Source organism: Paraburkholderia sp. SG-MS1 (genome assembly GCF_012275575.1).
Lineage (GTDB): Bacteria > Pseudomonadota > Gammaproteobacteria > Burkholderiales > Burkholderiaceae > Paraburkholderia.
Genome location: NZ_NPIH01000091.1, coordinates 1 through 16601 on the forward strand (window position 1 = coordinate 1; position 16601 = coordinate 16601).

13 protein-coding genes, 1 tRNA gene and 1 pseudogene are annotated in these 16601 nt (G+C 65.2%); 11 read left to right on the top strand and 4 right to left on the bottom strand.

The genetic code is table 11. The features are described 5' to 3' along the window. Window positions 1-373, top strand: a pseudogene (locus CIC12_RS06030) (MFS transporter); the annotation flags it as partial. A gap of 35 nt (window positions 374-408) precedes the next feature. Here CIC12_RS06030 and CIC12_RS32950 read toward each other — a convergent pair. After that, a complete protein-coding gene (locus CIC12_RS32950) occupies window positions 409-570 on the bottom strand; it encodes a hypothetical protein (RefSeq protein ID WP_238812398.1) in 162 nt (53 codons plus the stop codon). A 36-nt stretch (window positions 571-606) separates the two neighbouring features. On the opposite strand from CIC12_RS32950, the gene CIC12_RS06035 reads away from it, so the two are divergent. The 9 genes from CIC12_RS06035 (at window position 607) to poxB (ending at window position 12069) form a co-directional block, all read left to right on the top strand. Continuing rightward, a complete protein-coding gene (locus CIC12_RS06035; protein ID WP_168663099.1) occupies window positions 607-1599 on the top strand; it encodes a MurR/RpiR family transcriptional regulator in 993 nt (330 codons plus the stop codon). Next, on the top strand, window positions 1596-2594 hold the full coding sequence (locus CIC12_RS06040; protein ID WP_168663102.1) for an isoaspartyl peptidase/L-asparaginase family protein: 999 nt from the start codon (window positions 1596-1598) through the stop codon (window positions 2592-2594). Before CIC12_RS06035 ends, CIC12_RS06040 begins: the two co-directional genes overlap by 4 nt. A gap of 80 nt (window positions 2595-2674) precedes the next feature. Further along, window positions 2675-4597: a dipeptide ABC transporter ATP-binding protein gene (locus CIC12_RS06045; protein WP_168663104.1), complete on the top strand. Its 1923-nt coding sequence runs from the start codon at window positions 2675-2677 to the stop codon at window positions 4595-4597. A gap of 148 nt (window positions 4598-4745) precedes the next feature. Then, window positions 4746-6308: a glutathione ABC transporter substrate-binding protein GsiB gene (gsiB, locus tag CIC12_RS06050; RefSeq protein WP_168663106.1), complete on the top strand. Its 1563-nt coding sequence runs from the start codon at window positions 4746-4748 to the stop codon at window positions 6306-6308. A 108-nt stretch (window positions 6309-6416) separates the two neighbouring features. Continuing rightward, window positions 6417-7337: a glutathione ABC transporter permease GsiC gene (gene gsiC / locus CIC12_RS06055; RefSeq protein ID WP_168663108.1), complete on the top strand. Its 921-nt coding sequence runs from the start codon at window positions 6417-6419 to the stop codon at window positions 7335-7337. A 7-nt stretch (window positions 7338-7344) separates the two neighbouring features. Then, the gene (gsiD, locus tag CIC12_RS06060) at window positions 7345-8250 is read left to right on the top strand and encodes a glutathione ABC transporter permease GsiD (protein ID WP_168663109.1); all 906 of its coding nucleotides are present in this window, start codon (window positions 7345-7347) and stop codon (window positions 8248-8250) included. After that, the gene (locus tag CIC12_RS06065) at window positions 8247-9350 is read left to right on the top strand and encodes a DmpA family aminopeptidase (RefSeq protein WP_168663111.1); all 1104 of its coding nucleotides are present in this window, start codon (window positions 8247-8249) and stop codon (window positions 9348-9350) included. Before gsiD ends, CIC12_RS06065 begins: the two co-directional genes overlap by 4 nt. Beyond that, entirely contained in the window at window positions 9350-10183 is an 834-nt protein-coding gene (locus CIC12_RS06070; RefSeq protein WP_168663113.1) for a M55 family metallopeptidase, read from the top strand. The genes CIC12_RS06065 and CIC12_RS06070 overlap by 1 nt, the downstream gene beginning before the upstream one ends. A gap of 161 nt (window positions 10184-10344) precedes the next feature. Then, window positions 10345-12069 carry a ubiquinone-dependent pyruvate dehydrogenase gene (gene poxB, locus CIC12_RS06075; protein WP_168663115.1) on the top strand — a complete coding sequence of 575 codons (1725 nt, stop codon included), beginning with the start codon at window positions 10345-10347 and terminating at the stop codon, window positions 12067-12069. A gap of 124 nt (window positions 12070-12193) precedes the next feature. Here poxB and CIC12_RS06080 read toward each other — a convergent pair whose 3' ends face one another. Further along, window positions 12194-13114: an alpha/beta fold hydrolase gene (locus CIC12_RS06080; RefSeq protein WP_168663117.1), complete on the bottom strand. Its 921-nt coding sequence runs from the start codon at window positions 13112-13114 to the stop codon at window positions 12194-12196. A 213-nt stretch (window positions 13115-13327) separates the two neighbouring features. Here CIC12_RS06080 and CIC12_RS06085 point away from each other — a divergent pair, with 213 nt between their 5' ends. Continuing rightward, entirely contained in the window at window positions 13328-14713 is a 1386-nt protein-coding gene (locus CIC12_RS06085) for an amino acid permease (RefSeq protein ID WP_168663119.1), read from the top strand. A gap of 182 nt (window positions 14714-14895) precedes the next feature. On the opposite strand, the gene CIC12_RS06090 is transcribed toward CIC12_RS06085, so the two are convergent. After that, window positions 14896-14980 (bottom strand) — tRNA-Leu (locus CIC12_RS06090). A 106-nt stretch (window positions 14981-15086) separates the two neighbouring features. Further along, window positions 15087-16472, bottom strand: coding sequence for an oxygen-independent coproporphyrinogen III oxidase (gene hemN / locus CIC12_RS06095; protein WP_168663120.1), 1386 nt, complete (start codon window positions 16470-16472; stop codon window positions 15087-15089). Window positions 16473-16601 lie beyond the last annotated feature (129 nt).

Genomic DNA, 16601 nt, shown 5'->3' on the forward strand with positions numbered 1-16601 from the left:
CGGGCCATCGTGCGGTCTGCTCGCCTCGCTCGTGATGGCGGCGACGCTCGTCGCACCGTCGTTCTGGCTCGCGACGGCGAGCTTCTTCCTGCTCGGCGCCGGACCGATCCTGTGGGTGGTCGGGTCCACGACGCTGCGCCAGGCGATCACCCCCGAGCGCATGATGGGCCGCGTCTCCGCGCTCATCAGCACCGCCACCTATGGCGCGCGGCCGGTGGGTGCGCTGCTCGGCGCGTCGCTCAGCGCGCGCTGGAATGCCGACGCCTGCCTGGTCGCGGCAGCGGCGGCTTTTCTCGTGCAGGCGCTGATCATCGTGATGTCGCCGGCGGCGCGGCTTGCGAGTGTTCCGGATCGGACAGCGATGGCGTGCTGACATGCGTTGTGCTTATGCGCATCTTATAACTGGTTTTACTGAACCGCCGGTTGGATGATCGGCAGGCAGTTCACCCGTTGCCCCAAGGCAGCCGGCCGCATCAGTTCCGCCATCCACGCCATCGAGCGGTCAGTGAAAACCCTCGAAAATGAAAATGAATTTTTTTTCAGGATGTTTTCATGTAAATATACTTTCATGCATTCCAACTACAACCGCCGCGCAGACTCACTCGCATGATCGACCACCCCTCCGCCGCATCCCGTCACGCCGAGCAGGCCATTGCCGCGCGCATCGCCGCGGCCATGCCGACGCTGACGCCGATTCACCGGCGCATGGGTGACTACGTGCTGGCTAATCTGTTTCGCGCGGCGACCATGCGGATCGACGAACTGGCGAGCGTGGTCGGCGCGTCAGTGGCTACGGCGAACCGCTTCGCCCGCGCGCTCGGTTTCGACGGCTATCCGCAGTTCCGCGAAGCACTGGTACGCGGCTTCGAAGCCACGCTCGCACCGGTCGAGCGCCTGCGCAACGCGCAGGAGTCGCTTGCGGCTGGCGACGATCTGGTCGACGCATCGCTGGAGCAGGCCGCCAACAACCTGCACGCGACACGCACCGCGATCGACCGCGCCGCCGCCGACGCCGCTGTCGAAGCGATCATCGCCGCGCGCCGCGTGTTCGTGCTCGGCTACGGCGCCAGCGCGTTTCTCGCCGGTCTGATGGAACACGGCCTGATGCCGTATCACGACAACGTGCAGTCGCTCGCGCTGATCGGCGGACCGTCGCATGCGGCGCGGCGTCTGTTCGCGTCGAACGAAAACGATCTGGTGATCGGCATTGCGTTTCCGCGTTATGTCGAAGACACGATCGAACTCGCGCGCCGTGCAGCCAGCCGGGGCGCCCGCGTGCTGGCGCTGACCGACGGTCCGCATTCGCCGCTCGCGCAATTCGCGAGTCTCTCGCTCTATATCCGCACCGACCGGCGGCTCGCGGCGAACGCCGATTCCGCCGTGCTGGCGGTGATCGAAGCGCTCTGCGACGCGCTCGCGTATCGCGCCCAACGCTCGGTGAAGGCCGCCGCCGAGGTCAGCGAATTCGTGCTGCCCTGGCTCGTCGAGCCGCAGGCCGGTCCGAGCGGCGCAGCGGGCGAACCCGCGCGCGTCACGAGCCGCGAGCCGCGCGCCACCCGCACCCCCCGTACCACCAGCACTCCCAAAACGAAACGATGAACTCCAACGCAGTCATTGCCATTCACGGCGGGGCAGGGACGATCCTGCGCGCGTCGATGTCGGCCGGTGCCGAAACCGAATACCACGCGGCGCTGCATGCAGTGCTGAGCGCAGGCCAGCGCGTGCTCGCCGACGGCGGCAGCGCGCTCGACGCGGTCAGTGAAGCCGTGCGGCTGCTCGAAGATTGCCCGCTCTTCAACGCGGGACATGGCGCGGTCTACACGGCCGCCGGCACCCACGAACTCGACGCCGCCATCATGGACGGCAGCACGCTCGAAGCCGGCGCGATCTGCTGTGTGAAGCGCGTGCGCAATCCGGTTCTGGCCGCTCGCCGCGTGCTCGAACGCAGCGAGCACGTGCTATTCACCGGCGAAGGCGCGGAGGCGTTTGCCGCCGCGCAAGGGCTCGAATTCGTCGAACCCGCCTACTTCGATACCGAAGCGCGTCATCGTCAGTGGCTGCTCGCGCGCGATCAGCAGCGCGCGGTGCTCGATCACGACGGCGCGACGCTCGCAGCGGTAGCGTCGGCGAATCCAGATGATGGCGAACCTACGCCGCACGAGCCGATCGATCCGAACCGCAAGTTCGGCACCGTCGGCGCGGTCGCGCTCGACCGGCACGGCCACGTGGCGGCGGCGACGTCGACGGGGGGCGTCACCAACAAGCAGGTCGGCCGGGTCGGCGATACGCCGCTGATTGGCGCGGGCTGCTATGCGGACGACGCCACCTGCGCGGTCTCGACCACCGGCTCCGGCGAAATGTTCATGCGCATGGTCGCCGCTTACGACGTCGCCGCGCAGATGGCCTATCGCAACGTTTCGCTGCAGGAAGCGGCCCACGACGTCGTGATGAACCGTCTGCCGAAGATCGACGGCCGCGGCGGACTGATCGCCGTCGACGCGCGCGGCAACGTCACGCTGCCGTTCAATACCGAAGGCATGTACCGCGGTTTCGCGCGGCTCGGCGAAACGCCGGTGACGGCGATCTACCGCTAGCGCGTGCCGCAGCGCACGACATGCCGCTCGAAGCTCTGCCAGACCCTACGTTAGCCGCGTTCGAAATCAAAGGAACCACCGTGCCGACTTCCTCGCACACTGCCCGTCCGCTTATCGAAACCTTGCCGCCGCAACGCGTGCTCGCGGTCGACGATCTGTCGGTCGCATTTCGCCGCGGCAACTCGACCTTCAGCGCGGTGCGCAATCTATCGCTGACTGTCGAGCGCGGCGAGACGCTGGCGATCGTCGGCGAATCGGGCTCGGGCAAATCGGTGACTTCGCTCGCATTGATGCGGCTGATCGAGCATGGCGGTGGGCGCCTTGCCGGCGGCCGCATCGCATTCCGGCGCCGCGACGGCAGCGTGCTCGACCTCGCGCAAGCGTCGTCCGGCACGATGCGCTCGATTCGCGGCGCCGACATCGCGATGATCTTCCAGGAGCCGATGACCTCGCTCAATCCGGTCTTCACCGTCGGCGACCAGATCAGCGAAGCGATCGCGCTGCATCAAGGCAAGAGCCGTCAGGCCGCCCATGCCGAAACGCTGCGGCTGCTCGAACTGGTTCGGATTCCTGAGGCACGGCGGGTAGTGGCGCGCTTTCCGCATCAACTGTCGGGCGGCATGCGTCAGCGCGTGATGATCGCAATGGCGTTGTCGTGCAAGCCCGCGCTGCTGATTGCCGACGAGCCGACTACCGCGCTCGACGTGACGATTCAGGCGCAGATCCTGCAACTGATCCGCGGCTTGCAGGACGAGATGAACATGGGCGTGATCTTCATCACGCACGACATGGGCGTGGTGGCCGAGGTGGCTGATCGCGTGCTGGTGATGTACCGCGGCGAAAAGGTCGAAGAGGGCGCGTCGGATGCGCTGTTCGCCGCGCCCTCACATCCTTACACCAAGGCGTTGCTGGCGGCTGTGCCGCGCCTGGGCGCGATGCAGGGCACCGATCAACCCGCGCGCTTTCCGATTCTCACCGTCGAACAGGCGAGCCTGAGCGGCGCCGCGCAGGCCGTGCAGTCCGCCGCTGCGATCGCCGACGCGGCGCAGCCGCTGGTGCGGCAAGACACGCCGCCGATTCTGCGCGTGCGCGATCTCGTCACGCGCTTTCCGGTACGCAGCGGTATGTTCGGCCGCATGACGGGACGTGTGCATGCGGTCGAAAAAGTCAGCTTCGATTTGCGGCCGGGCGAAACGCTCGCACTGGTCGGCGAATCGGGTTGCGGCAAGTCGACGACGGGCCGCTCGCTGCTGCGCCTCGTCGAAAGTCAGAGCGGCTCGATCGAATTCGACGGCAAGGAAATCAGTTCACTGACCGGCCCCGCGTTGCAGGCGCTGCGGCGCGATATCCAGTTCATTTTCCAGGACCCGTTCGCGTCGCTGAATCCGCGGTTGACGGTCGGCTTTTCGATCATGGAGCCGCTGCTCGTGCACGGCGTCGCGCAGGGCGCACAAGCGCAGGCGCGGGTCGCCTGGCTGCTCGAAAAAGTCGGCTTGCCGGCCGAAGCCGCACGCCGCTATCCGCACGAATTCTCCGGCGGGCAGCGCCAGCGCATCGCGATTGCACGCGCGCTCGCGTTGAATCCGAAAGTCGTGATCGCCGACGAATCCGTGTCCGCGCTCGACGTGTCGGTGCAGGCGCAGATCGTCAATCTGATGCTCGATCTGCAGCGCGAACTCGGTGTCGCGTATCTGTTCATTTCGCACGACATGGCGGTGGTCGAGCGCGTCAGTCATCGCGTCGCGGTGATGTATCTCGGCCAGATCGTTGAGATCGGGCCGCGCCGCGCGGTGTTCGAAGCGCCGCAGCATCCGTACACGAGAAAGCTGATGGGCGCGGTGCCCGTGGCCGATCCAGCGCGCCGGCACGCCAGACGCATGCTCGCCGCCGACGACATTCCGAGCCCGATCCGCGCGCTCGGCGACGAGCCGGTCGTCGCGCCGCTGGTGGCGGTGGGACCGGATCACTACGTCGCGCAGCATCGCGTCGGCGGAGCTTACTGAGGCACGAGACCTGCGGAAGTCCGAAGCGCAGAACCGAAGCCAAAGAATCGCAGCACAACGTAAAGCAGAACGCAGCGCAAAAGCCGAAGCAAAAACGAGCCTCTCGCAACCTCAACTCTGTTTCATCTTGCAGCCTGGAGCCAACCTCATGAACCTGCTGGTCCCGTCTTCTCCGTTTCGTTTGCGCGCGCTGGTCAGCGGCGGCGCGGTGGTGTTCGCGATGCTCGCGGGCAATGCGGCGCACGCCGACACCACGGCCGTGATGGCCGTCGCCTCGACCTTCACGACGCTCGATCCGTACGATGCGAACGACACGCTGTCGCAAGCGGTCGCGAAGTCGTTCTATCAAGGGCTGTTCGGCTTCGACAAGGACATGAAGCTGGTCAATGTGCTGGCCGAGAGCTACGAGGCGAGCCCGGATGCGAAGGTCTACACGTTCAAGCTGCGCCATGGCGTGAAGTTCCAGGACGGCACCGACTTCAACGCGGCGGCGGTGAAAGCGAACTTCGACCGCGTCACTGATCCGGCGAACAAGCTCAAGCGCTACAACATGTTCAGCCGCATCGAGAAGACCGAGGTGGTCGATCCGTACACGGTCAAGGTCACGCTGAAGACGCCGTTCTCCGCGTTCGTCAACGTGCTCGCGCATCCGTCGGCGGTGATGATCTCGCCGGCTGCGCTGAAGAAGTACGGCAAGGACATCGGCTTCCATCCGGTTGGCACTGGGCCGTTCGAATTCGTCAAGTGGGATACGGCGGGCGACATGACCGTGAAGAAGTTTGACGGTTATTGGAAGAAGGGCTATCCGAAGATCGACGCGATCGACTGGAAGCCGGTCGTCGACAACAACACGCGCGCCGCGCTGATGCGCACCGGCGAAGCGGACTTCGCGTTCCAGGTGCCGTACGAGCAGGTCACGCAATTGCAGGCGAGCCCGAAGGTCGACGTGATCGCGACGCCGTCGATCATCGCACGCTACCTCAGCATGAACATGAACCAGAAGCCCTTCGACAATCCGAAGGTGCGTCAGGCGCTGAACTACGCGATCAACAAGGACGCGCTCGCGAAGGTCGCGTTCTCCGGCAATGCGGTGTCGATGGAAGGCGTGGTGCCGCAAGGTGTCGATTACGCGACGAAGACTGGCCCATGGCCGTACGATCCGGCGAAGGCGCGCGAACTGTTGAAGGAGGCGGGCTATCCGAACGGCTTCGAAACCACTCTGTGGGCCGCGTATAACAACTCGACCTCGCAGAAGGTGATCCAGTTCCTGCAGCAGCAGCTCGCGCAGGTCGGCGTGAAGGCGCAGGTCGAAGCGCTCGAGGCGGGTCAACGCGTCGCCAAGGTCGAAAGCGCGCAGGACCCGGCCACCGCGCCGGTGCGGCTGTTCTACACGGGCTGGTCGTCGTCGACGGGCGAAGCGGACTGGGCATTGAGCCCGCTGCTCGCGGGTAACTCGTTCCCGCCGAAGATGGTCAACACCGCGTACTACAAGAACGACGTGGTCGACAGCGACCTGAAGCAGGCGCTCGAAACCACCGACCGCGCGCAGAAGGCGTCGCTGTACGCCGATGCGCAGAAGCGCGTGTGGACTGACGCTCCGTGGGTCTTCCTGATCAAGGAGAAGGTCGTGTACGCGCGCAGCAAGCGTCTGTCAGGTGCATACGTCGCGCCGGACGGCTCGTTCAATTTCGACGAGATCGCGATCAAGTAATGCGCTGTGCGCTCGTCCCGGCGTAGTCGATGAAATACGCCGGGACGGTAGCCACGCTACCGCCGGTCTCGACTCTTCGTTGCCCGTATCACTGCCGGATTGGGTTCCATGCTGAACTTCCTCGTCAAACGTTTCTGTGGCCTGCTGCCGACGCTCTTCATCGTCGCCGTGCTGGTGTTTCTGTTCGTGCATCTGCTGCCGGGCGACCCGGCGCGGCTTGCCGCCGGTCCCGAAGCGGACGAGGCGACGGTTGCGCTGGTGCGCGCCGATCTCGGTCTCGACCGGCCGATGCCGCAGCAGTTCGTCCACTTCTTCTGGCGCATCGCGCACGGCGATTTCGGTATCTCGACGCGCAGCAAGCGGCCCGTCAGCCAGGAAATCGCCGAGCGCTTCATGCCGACGCTGCTGCTCACGCTCGCCAGCATGGCATGGGCGGTCGTGATCGGGATGGCGCTCGGCATCATTTCGGCGGTGTGGCGCAACCGCTGGCCCGACCGGCTCGGCATGACGCTCGCGGTGTCGGGTATTTCGTTTCCGGCGTTCGCACTCGGCATGCTGCTCATGGAGATTTTCTCGGTGAAGCTCGGCTGGCTGCCGATCGTCGCCGACGGCTCCTGGCAGAGCTACGTGCTGCCGTCGCTCACGCTCGGCGCGGCGGTGGCCGCAGTGATGGCGCGCTTCACGCGGGCGTCGTTCGTCGAAGTGATGCACGAGGACTTCGTGCGCACCGCGCGTGCCAAGGGTGTGCCCGAGCGGCTTGTGATCGTCAAACACTGCCTGCGCAATGCGCTGATTCCCGTCATCACGATGATGGGTCTGCAGTTCGGTTTTCTGCTGGGCGGCTCGATCGTGGTCGAAGTGGTGTTCAACTGGCCGGGGCTCGGGCGCCTGCTGGTGGATGCCGTATCGATGCGCGACTATCCGGTGATTCAGGCCGAAGTGCTGTTGTTCTCGCTCGAATTCATCATCATCAATCTGGTCGTGGACGTGCTGTACGCCGTGATCAATCCGACCATCCGTTTCAAGTGAGGCCCGCATGAGCACGACCGTGACCGAGTCGAACGTGGCCGACGCCGCGTCCGCCGAACGCGTGATCCGCACACCGTGGAGCGAGTTCTGGCGCAAGTTCCGCAAGCAGCACGTGGCGCTCGCCGCCGGCATTTTCGTGCTGCTGCTGATCGTAGTCGCCATTGCCGCGCCGCATATCGTGCCCTACGACCCGGAGAATTTCTTCGACTACGACGCGTTGAACGCGGGGCCGTCCGCGGCGCACTGGTTCGGCGTCGACTCGCTGGGCCGCGATATTTTCAGCCGTATTCTCGCGGGCTCGCGCATCTCGCTCGAAGCGGGCTTTCTGTCGGTGGCGATCGGCGCGGTGATCGGCACGTTCTTCGGGCTGCTGGCCGGTTACTACGAGGGCTGGTGGGATCGCATCACGATGCGCGTCGCCGATGTGCTGTTCGCGTTCCCCGGCATTCTGCTGGCGATCGGCGTGGTGGCGATTCTCGGCAACGGCATGATCAACGTGATCTGCGCGGTGGCGATCTTCAGCATTCCCGCATTCGCGCGGCTCGTGCGCGGCAACACGCTGATGCTCAAGCAGCTCACGTATATCGAAGCGGCGCGCAGCATCGGCGCGTCGGACTGGACCATCATCGTGCGGCACATTCTGCCGGGCACGATCTCGTCGATAGTGGTGTACTTCACGATGCGCATCGGCACGTCGATCATCACCGCGGCGAGCCTGTCGTTTCTCGGCTTGGGCGCGCAGCCGCCGACCCCCGAGTGGGGCGCGATGCTCAACGAAGCACGCGCCGATATGGTGAGCGCGCCGCATATCGCGCTGTTCCCGAGTCTCGCGATTTTCCTCACGGTGCTCGCGTTCAATCTGCTCGGCGACGGCTTGCGCGATGCGCTCGATCCGAAGCTCGACCGGCCATGAGCGCAGACATCGCCGCAGGGCGGGGCGCGCCGCATATCGGCACGTTGCCCGGCGGGCCGCTCGGCACGATTGCGGACGTGCCAGGCGTCACGGTCGGCCATTGCACGCTCGATCGAGGCGCGTTGCAAACGGGCGTGACCGTGGTCCGTCCGCATCGGGGCGATCCGTTTGTCGACAAGGTGCCGGCGGCGGCGTCGGTGATCAACGGGTTCGGCAAAAGCATCGGGCTCGTGCAGGTCGAGGAACTCGGCACGCTCGAAACGCCGATCGCGTTGACCAATACGTTCGGCGTCGCATCGGTCGCGCAGGCGCAGATTCGCGCCGCGATACGCGCGAATCCGCAGATCGGGCGCGAATGGTCGACGGTCAATCCGCTGGTGTTCGAGTGCAATGACGGCTACCTGAACGACATCCAGGCGCTGGCCGTTACCGAACAGCATTTCGATGACGCTTTCGACCGCGCGAGCACGCAGGTCGCAAGCGGCTCGGTCGGCGCGGGGCGCGGCATGTCGTGCTTCGATCTGAAGGGCGGCATCGGCAACGCGTCGCGCGTGGTCGAGGTGGCGGGGCGTGGCTATACGGTCGGCGCACTGGTGCTGGCGAACTTCGGCCGCCTGCCCATGCTGACGATCGACGGCACGCCGCTGGGGCGCTTGCTGGCCGAACGCGCACGCGCGGCACAGGCCGCCTCCGAAGCAGCCGCTACGAACGCGACGACGAAGCCCGAGCAAGGCTCGATCATCATGATCGTCGCCACCGATGCGCCGCTCGACGCACGCCAGCTCAAGCGACTCTCGCTGCGGGCGGCGGCGGGCCTCGCGCGAACCGGCTCGGTGTACGGCCACGGCAGCGGCGATATCGCGCTGGCGTTTTCGACTGCTTATACGGTGCCGCACGCCGCCGACTTCGTCACGCTGCCGCCGCTCCTCGCCGACGCGCGTCTGGATCCGCTGTTTCGCGCGTGCGCGGACAGCGTCGAGCAGGCGATCGTCGAGGCATTGTGGAGCGCCGTTTCCGTGACGGGCCGCGACGGCCATCGCCGCTTGTCGCTGCACGACAGCGTGCCCGATCTCGCTCAACTACTGAGACCGACTTGCTGATGAAAGTCCTGATTTCCGCCGACATCGAAGGCGTGGCCGGCGTATTCCACCCCGAGCAGACGCGCGCGGGCAACGGCGAATACGAAGCCGCGCGCCGCTGGATGACGCTCGAAGCCAACGCCGCGATCGAAGGCGCATTCGACGGTGGCGCGACCGAGGTATGGGTCAACGATTCACATGGCGGCTTTCGCAACCTGCTGCCCGATCTGCTCGATGCGCGCGCCGAGGTCGTGCTGGGCAAACCGCGCACGCTCGGCATGATGGCCGGGCTCGAATACGGCGCGTCGCTCGTGTTCATGATCGGCTATCACGCCATGTCACAAACGCGCGGTGTTCTCGCGCACACGATCAACAGCTTTGCGTTCGCGCGCGTGTCGTTCAACGGCGTCGAGGTCGGCGAGGCGGGCGTGTATGGCGCGCTGGCCGAAGAATATGGCGCACGTGTCGCGCTTTTGTCCGGCGACGATGTCTTCGCCGAAGAAACCGCGCCGCGCTTTCCGCATGCGCGCTTCGTCGTCACGAAACGCGCGAGCGGCCAGACGAGCGGCGCGACGCAATCGCCGGCCGGCGCGCGCGAGGCGATCAGGAGCGCTGCGCGCGAAGTGGTCCGGCAACACATCGCCGGTGGTCATGTGCCGCACGCGACGCGCGCCGAAGCGAAGCCGGTCGATTGCGAATTGCGCGTGCAGACGAGTGCCCTGGCTGACCTGTTCTGCCAATGGCCGACGCTTACGCGCGTCGACGCGGTGACGTTGCGCTTTGGCGCGGCGTCGGCGGAACACGCGGTGCGGATGCTGAACTGTCTGTCGGCGATGTCGTTCATGCTGCGATAGTTGCGAAGTAAGCGCGGTGAAATGGCCGCGAGCCGGTCTGCGGGCGCATTTCACCGCGCTTACGTCTCGCTCAGGAGCGCCCCTTGATGACACGTTTCGCGAGGAAGCGGTACTCTCTGGCATTCCGGAGGTACCGACTTTCTCACTGAACGGGGTACAGCATGGCTAAGCAGACTATCGCGGACTATCTGGCCAGAACACTGGCCGCGGCGGACGTCGAACGGATTTGGGGCGTGACGGGCGACAGCCTGAACGGCTTGTCGGATAGCTTGCAACGGCTCGGCTCGATTCGCTGGATGCATACGCGTCACGAGGAAGTCGCGGCGTTCGCCGCCGGCGCCGATGCCGCCGCGACCGGCAAGCTCGCCGTCTGCGCGGGCAGTTGCGGACCGGGCAACCTGCATCTGATCAACGGGCTGTACGACTGCCATCGCAATCATCAGCCAGTGCTCGCGATTGCCGCACATATTCCGTCCTCGGAAATCGGCCTCGGCTACTTTCAGGAAACCCATCCGCAAGAGTTGTTCAAGGAGTGCAGTCACTTCGTCGAACTAGTGACGAATCCGTCGCAGTTTCCGCGCGTGCTGGCGCGCGCGATGCGCACCGCGATCGAAGAGCGCGGCGTCGCGGTGATCGTGCTGCCGGGCGACGTCGCGCTCGGCGAGGCGCCCGACGAAACGCCGGCATGGGCCGGTACGCTGGAGCGCTCGACCGTGGTGCCGTCCGCCGCCGATATCGACCGGCTCGCCGATCTGCTGAATCAGGCGGGCGGCGTGACCCTGCTGTGCGGCAGCGGCTGCGCGGGCGCGCACGACGAAGTGGTCGCGTTCGCCGACCATCTCGGCGCGCCGACCGTGCATGCGCTGCGCGGCAAGCAGTACGTCGAGTGGGACAATCCGTCCGACGTCGGCATGACCGGGCTGATCGGCTTCAGCTCCGGCTATCACGCGATGATGTCGTGCGACACCCTCGTGATGCTCGGCACCGACTTCCCGTATCGCAACTTCTATCCGTCGCATGGCAACGTGGTGCAGATCGACCGGCGCGGCTCCGCGCTCGGCAAGCGCACACCGCTGAAGCTGGGGCTCGTCGGCGACGTCAAGGCGACCTTGCAGGCGCTGTTGCCGAAGCTCAAGCGCAAGACCGACCGGCGTTTCCTCGACAACGCGCGCAAGCATTACACGGATACGCGCAAGGGCCTCGACGATCTCGCGCGGCCCTCCGATCCGGGGCGCGCGATTCATCCGCAATATCTCACCAGCATCGTCGACCAGGTCGCGAACGAAGACGCGGTTTTCTGCGCCGACGTCGGCACACCGACGCTATGGGCCGCGCGCTATCTGAGGATGAACGGCAAGCGAAGTCTGCATGGTTCGTTCAATCACGGCTCGATGGCCAATGCGATGCCGCAGGCGCTGGGCGCGCAAGCGGCGCAGCCGGGGCGCCAGGTGATCGCGCTGTCGGGCGACGGCGGTTTGTCGATGCTGCTCGGCGATCTGCTCAGCGCGCGTCAGCTCGACTTGCCGATCAAAGTCGTGGTCTTCAACAACAGCACGCTCGGCTTCGTCGCGATGGAGATGAAGGCGGGCGGCTATCTTGAAGCCGGCACCGATCTCGCCGCGACCGACTTCGCGGCGATCGCGCGCGGCGCGGGAATCTACGGAGTCCGGATCGAACATTCGGAGAACATCGAAGCGGCGTTGCGCGAGGCGTTCGCGCATCCGGGGCCAGCGGTAATCGACGTGGTGACCGCGAAGCACGAACTCGCGCTGCCGCCGAAGATTCAGTGGGCGCAGGCGAAGGGCTTCAGTCTGTATATGTTGAAGGCGGTGCTCAACGGGCGAGGGGACGAGGTCGTCGAACTGGCGACTACGAATTTGCGGTGAGGATTGCGGCTCATGGGATGTGTTGGGCAAGGCGGGCGGCTGCGGCGATGAGACGGGCGCAACCGTACCCGTGTTCTCGACCGCATGCCGGACGCACACCGCGGCCGCGCACCCGGACGGCCAACTACTGCTGCCGGCTCAGCTCACGCGCCGCGCGATCGATCACATCGGCAACCGCGCCCGCATGCGACACCGGCGCGAGATGGCTCGACGCCATCGGCACGACCTTCGCGCCCATCCGGTCGGCCATGAATCGCTGGACTTCGGGCGAGACCGCGCGGTCTTTGGTCGTCAGCACGTACCACGACGGCTTGTCCTTCCAGCCGACCTGGCTGACCGTTTCGCCGAACGCCTTCTGCGCAATCGGCACCTGGGCGGTGGAGAGCACGCGCGTCACGTTCTCGGGCACGTCCGCCGCGAAGTCAGCGTGGTAGCGGGCGCGGTCGAGCCACAGGAAGCCGCTCGGGTCCGCGCTGATGGCCTGGCCCGCGGGCATCGGCGCGGCGCGCTTCATCAGGTCCATCGTCGACTCGTGCAACTGCGGCGCGATCGCGGCGATATATACGAGGCCCGCGACGTTGGGCGCATTCGCGGTTTCGGTGATCACGACGCCGCCCCAGGAGTGCCCCACGAGAATCGTCGGACCTTGCTGGCGCGCGAGTACGCGGCGCGTGGCGGCGACATCGTCGGCGAGCGAGGTAAGCGGGTTCTGCACCGAACTCACGTGATAGCCCTTCTGCTGCAATTTCGCGACGACGCCGTTCCAGCTGGACCCGTCGACGAACGCGCCGTGGACCAGCACGATGTTGCGCACCGGGCCGCTCAGCGGCGCGGCAGGAGGTTGGGGAGCCGTGGCCACTGGCGGCGCGGGACTGGCGGGCGCGGCCGTCGTCGCGGCGGGGGCGGCAACGGGAGCGCCCGTTTCCATGCCCGGCTGGTCGGCCGGCGCCGGTTGCGCCGTAGGGGCCGCCGTTTGTGCGAAGGCAGCCGGCCCCGCGAAGCAGAGAGACAAAGCAGCGGCGCAAAGCAGGCGTTTGGGCGACATGTTGAATCTCCGCAGGCGGAAAACTTCGACTAGGGCAACATACCGAAGCACCACGCCAGTGACAATCACAAACCTCGCGGATAAGTGCGGCGCAGAACCAACGCGGGTTGCTCCCAGTATTTAGGTTATATCCGCCAAGGTAAAATTACCGGTTTTGCCGGGCCGAACCATCAGTTCGACTGGGTGACCGATATCCATACACTGGGGCGCAATTTGAATAGTGCACAGCAACAAGACGGCCTGAAGCGGGGGCTGAAGAATCGCCACATCCAGTTGATCGCGCTGGGCGGTGCAATCGGCACGGGCCTCTTCCTCGGATCCGCCAGCGTGTTGCAGGCAGCCGGCCCGTCGATGATTCTCGGCTACGCGATCGGCGGCATCATCGCTTTCATGATCATGCGGCAGCTGGGCGAAATGGTCGCGCAGGAGCCGGTTGCCGGCTCGTTCAGTCATTTTGCGTACAAGTATTGGGGCGACTTTCCGGGTTTCCTGTCCGGCTGGAACTACTGGGTGCTGTATGTGCTCGTCAGCATGGCCGAACTGACCGCGGTCGGCACCTACGTGCATTACTGGTGGCCGGGCGTGCCCACGTGGGTGTCGGCGCTGGTGTGCTTCGCCGCCATCAACGCGATCAATCTCGCCAACGTCAAGGCCTACGGCGAAACCGAGTTCTGGTTCGCGATCATCAAGGTCGTGGCGGTGATCGGCATGATTGTGTTCGGCGGCTTTCTGCTGATCAGCGGCCATGGCGGCCCGCAGGCGTCGGTCACCAATCTGTGGAGCCATGGCGGCTTTTTCCCGCATGGTTTTCATGGCCTCTTCATGATGCTCGCGGTCATCATGTTCTCGTTCGGCGGGCTGGAACTGATCGGCATCACGGCAGCCGAGGCCGCCGATCCGCAAAAGAGCATTCCCAAGGCCGTGAATCAGGTGATCTACCGGATTCTGATTTTCTATATCTGCTCGCTGGCGGTGTTGCTGTCGCTGTATCCGTGGAACGAAGTGGCGGCGGGCGGCAGTCCGTTCGTGATGATCTTCTCGCAGATCGGCTCGACGCTGACCGCGAACGTCCTCAACGTGGTGGTGCTGACGGCGGCGCTGTCGGTATACAACAGCGGCGTGTACGCGAATAGCCGCATGCTCTACGGTCTCGCGGAGCAGGGCAATGCGCCGCGCGCGCTGATGAAAGTCGACCGGCGCGGCGTGCCGTACATGGCAATCGGTTTGTCCGCGCTCGCTACGTTCACCTGCGTGATCATCAACTATCTGATTCCGGCCGAAGCACTTGGCCTGCTGATGGCGCTGGTGGTCGCGGCACTAGTCCTGAACTGGGCGCTGATCAGCCTGACGCATCTGAAATCGCGCAAGGCGATGATGGCCGCGGGCGAGACGCTCGTGTTCAAGTCGTTCTGGTTCCCGGTCAGCAACTGGATCTGCCTTGCGTTCATGGCGCTGATCCTCGTGATTCTGGCGATGACGCCGGGCCTGTCGGTGTCGGTGTGGCTCGTACCGGTGTGGCTGCTGGTGATGTGGGGCGGCTACGTGTTCAAGCGTCGGCGCGCGGAGATGCATCGTGGCGCGCGCGTGGCGGGGCGGTAAGCATTTTGAGCGGGCGTGGGCGGCGGCAATGCGCTCACGCTGTTGATTGAAGCTGAGAGTGCATCTCGGATGCGATGTGCTCCCGTGAGGCCGGCCGAGGCCGCCAGAAACGAAAAACCCCGCGGGCAGCAAACGCTGGCGGGGTTCGTGGCACTACGCAAACAAACGGTCATTCGAATTCTTGGTGCCCAGGGCCGGAATCGAACCGGCACGCCTTGCGGCGGGGGATTTTGAGTCCCCTGCGTCTACCAATTTCACCACCTGGGCAGCTCTTGCAGCGTACGCGTCAGAAATCTGGCGCGCCGCGAAGACGCAGATTATGGCCGAAAATTCGACGACGGGCAAGCCACTTGCTTCCAGCGTCACGCGGCGCTTACACCGTGCGGGAAAACCGTTCGAGCGTCTGCTGGCCGAGATAGCGGTCGAACACCATTGCGATGTTGCGCACGAGCATGCGGCCGGCCATCTGCACGTCGAGCCGCTCGGCACTGATCGACACCAGTCCGTCCTTCTCGAAACCGCGCAAGCGCTCCAGCTCTGGCGCGAACGTTTCGCCGAAGCGGATGCCGTAAGCGGCTTCGAATTCGTCGAAGCGCAGTTCCAGGTTGCACATGAGTTGCGTGATCACGTCGCGACGCAACCGGTCGTCGGCGGTGAGGCGCACGCCGCGCGCGATCGCGAGCCGGCCCGCGTCGATCGCCGACGCATAGCCGGGCAAGTCCTTCGCGTTCTGCGCGTACACGTCGCCGACCTTGCCGATCGACGACGCGCCGAAGCCGATCAGATCGCATTCCGCCCGTGTGCTGTAGCCCTGGAAATTGCGATGCAAGGTGCGCTGCGCTTGTGCGCGGGCGAGTTCATCGGTGGGCAGCGCGAAGTGATCCATGCCGATGTAGACGTAGCCCGCGTCCGTCAGCCGCTCGACCACCCGCTGCAGCAGCGCGAGCCGCTGCTCGGGCGAGGGCAGCGTCGCGGAGTCCATCTGACGCTGCATCTTGAAGAGCTGCGGCATGTGCGCGTACGCGAACACCGACAGACGATCGGGCGCGAGGTCGATCATCATGTCGAGCGTGCGGCTGAAGCTGCCGACCGTTTGATGCGGCAATCCGTAAATCAGATCGACGCCGATCGAATGAAAGTGCGTGTCGCGCGCGGCCTGCATCACGGACGCCGTCATCTCGAGCGGCTGAATGCGGTTGATCGCCTGCTGCACGAGCGGATCGAAGTCCTGCACGCCGAGACTCAACCGGTTGAAGCCTAGTTTGCGCAGATGCGCGACGGTGTCGGGCGACGCTTCGCGCGGATCGACTTCGATCGAATATTCTGCCTCGGCATCGGGCTGCAACGCGAAGTGTTCACGCGTGGCGGCCATCAGTTCTGCCGTTTCGTCGTGCGACAGAAAGGTGGGCGTGCCGCCGCCCCAATGCAGTTGCGATACCGGACGTTGCGTGTCGAAACAGGCGGCCTGCAACGCGATCTCCCGCTTCAACTGGTCGAGGTAGGGACGCGCGTGCGCGCGGTTTTTCGTTGCGACCTTGTTGCAGCCGCAGTAGAAGCACACGGTGTCGCAAAACGGAATGTGGAAATACAGCGAGAGATCGGTCGAAGATGCGCCGGGGTCGGCGGCAGCGCGCAGATAATCGGCGGGGTCGAACTGGTCGTGGAACTGTAGCGCGGTCGGATAGGACGTATACCGTGGGCCGTTCGCGCTGTATCTGGCGAGCAGGTCAGGGCGGAAAAGCGTATGGGCGAGGGTCATGAGGGGCTCGGGGCGGTTGGCCACGAGAAAGAGGCGGGAGCCGGCAGGTTTGCCAGACCGGATCGAACTGCGCGAACGCCTCTTGAGCATGGCCTTTCGGAGTCACCGAGTGTAAGTGAGGGGTCATCG

Bases quoted from the DNA above. Each gene is read 5' to 3' on its own strand.
- CIC12_RS06070 (WP_168663113.1), top strand. From the start codon at position 9,350: ATGAAAGTCCTGATTTCCGCCGACATCGAAGGCGTGGCCGGCGTATTC.
- CIC12_RS06080 (WP_168663117.1), bottom strand. From the start codon at position 13,114: ATGTCGCCCAAACGCCTGCTTTGCGCCGCTGCTTTGTCTCTCTGCTTC.
- gsiD (WP_168663109.1), top strand. From the start codon at position 7,345: ATGAGCACGACCGTGACCGAGTCGAACGTGGCCGACGCCGCGTCCGCC.
- CIC12_RS06035 (WP_168663099.1), top strand. From the start codon at position 607: ATGATCGACCACCCCTCCGCCGCATCCCGTCACGCCGAGCAGGCCATT.
- CIC12_RS06040 (WP_168663102.1), top strand. From the start codon at position 1,596: ATGAACTCCAACGCAGTCATTGCCATTCACGGCGGGGCAGGGACGATC.
- CIC12_RS06065 (WP_168663111.1), top strand. From the start codon at position 8,247: ATGAGCGCAGACATCGCCGCAGGGCGGGGCGCGCCGCATATCGGCACG.
- CIC12_RS32950 (WP_238812398.1), bottom strand. From the start codon at position 570: ATGAAAGTATATTTACATGAAAACATCCTGAAAAAAAATTCATTTTCA.
- gsiB (WP_168663106.1), top strand. From the start codon at position 4,746: ATGAACCTGCTGGTCCCGTCTTCTCCGTTTCGTTTGCGCGCGCTGGTC.
- poxB (WP_168663115.1), top strand. From the start codon at position 10,345: ATGGCTAAGCAGACTATCGCGGACTATCTGGCCAGAACACTGGCCGCG.
- gsiC (WP_168663108.1), top strand. From the start codon at position 6,417: ATGCTGAACTTCCTCGTCAAACGTTTCTGTGGCCTGCTGCCGACGCTC.
- hemN (WP_168663120.1), bottom strand. From the start codon at position 16,472: ATGACCCTCGCCCATACGCTTTTCCGCCCTGACCTGCTCGCCAGATAC.